General features: G+C 33.9%; 2 protein-coding genes and 1 pseudogene. All 3 read right to left on the bottom strand.

Features of this window, described 5'->3' with window-relative positions:
* Positions 1-459: 459 nt before the first annotated feature.
* A complete protein-coding gene (locus ACY65O_RS17125; RefSeq protein ID WP_462222080.1) occupies positions 460-891 on the bottom strand; it encodes a hotdog fold thioesterase in 432 nt (143 codons plus the stop codon).
* A complete protein-coding gene (gene coaD, locus ACY65O_RS17120) occupies positions 891-1,370 on the bottom strand; it encodes a pantetheine-phosphate adenylyltransferase (RefSeq protein WP_462222079.1) in 480 nt (159 codons plus the stop codon). The genes ACY65O_RS17125 and coaD overlap by 1 nt, the downstream gene beginning before the upstream one ends.
* A 90-nt stretch (positions 1,371-1,460) precedes the next feature.
* Positions 1,461-1,701, bottom strand: a pseudogene (locus ACY65O_RS17115) (aspartate carbamoyltransferase catalytic subunit); the annotation flags it as partial.

Raw genomic sequence — 1,701 nt, 5'->3', positions numbered from 1 at the left:
TTGAAAATACAATAACTTTAGCTAAACTGCATTCGGTTTAAGTTAATTCAAACAGCTTGTAATTAATTTATTAAAATAAAAAAGGGCCAGTATAAAAATACAGCCCCGGTTTAAATCCAATATCCTATGAAAAACTAAATAAAGAAATACAAACTGCAAGCCAGAATTTATTAAGTATAAAAAAACGTTTTTAAGGCATTTTTTGTGGAAACTAATCAGCAAAAAGTGTGTAGTGTAGAATATATGACGCAATAAAATCTGCAGATTTAATTTATAGAAGGAATTTGTTATACTATTTGAATATAATATTTTATAGAAACTAAACAAACGTTTGCCTGTATAATGTATTTTAAAATACGCTTAGATAAAAGTTCAATAAAGATTTGCTGTACAAGAGTGTCTCGACTAAGGCCAGACCAATGAAGTTGAAAAAAGAAATATAGTCCGGCTCAAAAAAAATTACAACGGCTTTTTTAAAATGGCAACTGTTAACCTGCTGATGCAAATCAATTTTTCTTTATCGTCATTAATTTTTATATCCCATACATGTGTGGATGCGCCAATGTGCAGCGGGGTGCAGGTGGCTGTAACATATCCGCTTCTTGCGCTGCGTACGTGGTTGGCATTTATTTCTAACCCTACACAAATAAATTTTTCGGGATCAATTATAAAATGAGAGGCAACACTGCCAACTGTTTCTGCCAATGCACAACTTGCACCGCCATGCAGTAAGCCATAAGGTTGTTTAGTTCTGTCATCAACCGGCATACGCATTTTTAAAAAATCATCGCCTACTGCCATCCATTCCATTCCTAAATGTTCTCCCATAGTATTTGGGCCCAATGGTTTTATATCTGGCAGCGAAAGATTTTTATTAAACCAAATAGACATTACTGCTTATTATTTTTTATAAAATTATTTACGGCAGGGGGTAAAAATTGTGATACATCGCCGCCATTGCGCAATACATCACGTACCAGTGTAGAAGCAACAGAAGTAAATTGAGGAAGGCAGGTTAAAAAAATTGTTTCTACATGGCCGTCTAAACTTCTGTTCATATCGGCAATGGCTTTTTCGTATTCAAAATCGTTTACGTAACGTATGCCTCTTAAAATAAAATTTGCGCCAACGTTTTTGCAGCACTCCACTGTTAATCCATTATATACAACGGCTTCTACTTTATTATTATCCTTATAAATCTCTCTTATCCATTGCAGTCTTTGTTCATCACTAAACATGGGTACTTTGTTTACATTACTTCCAATACCAATTACCAGTTTATCAAACAAAGGCAAAGCCCTGTCAATAATATCAATATGCCCAAGTGTAACAGGATCGAATGTGCCGGGGAATAAACAAATACGTTGCATGATTTCAGATTTATGATTTTAGATTTTAGATTTTTTAAACGATGCACAGCTTTTTTAAATCTGCAATCATACCTCTAAAATCAAAAAATATTAAGCTTTGCTGCCAGATAACAGGTACATCACCGCCATTCTTACTGCTACACCATTTTCTACCTGTTGTAAAATTATAGATTGATTGCCATCTGCCACATCACTGTCAATTTCTACGCCGCGGTTTATTGGGCCGGGGTGCATAATTACAATTTGTTTTTTTAAACCATCTAATAATTTTTTACTTACCCCATACGCCAAATTATATTCTCTTAATGAAGAAAATAAAACTTGATTTTGC

The sequence above is a fragment of the Ferruginibacter sp. genome (assembly GCF_031430955.1).
In the GTDB taxonomy this organism is placed as follows: Bacteria; Bacteroidota; Bacteroidia; order Chitinophagales; family Chitinophagaceae; genus Ferruginibacter.
Note: the sequence above shows the minus strand (reverse complement) of the source record. Positions and strands in the feature narration are given on the sequence as shown.

Coding starts and splice junctions, on each gene's coding strand:
- ACY65O_RS17125 (WP_462222080.1), bottom strand. CDS start 891: ATGTCTATTTGGTTTAATAAAAATCTTTCGCTGCCAGATATAAAACCA.
- coaD (WP_462222079.1), bottom strand. CDS start 1,370: ATGCAACGTATTTGTTTATTCCCCGGCACATTCGATCCTGTTACACTT.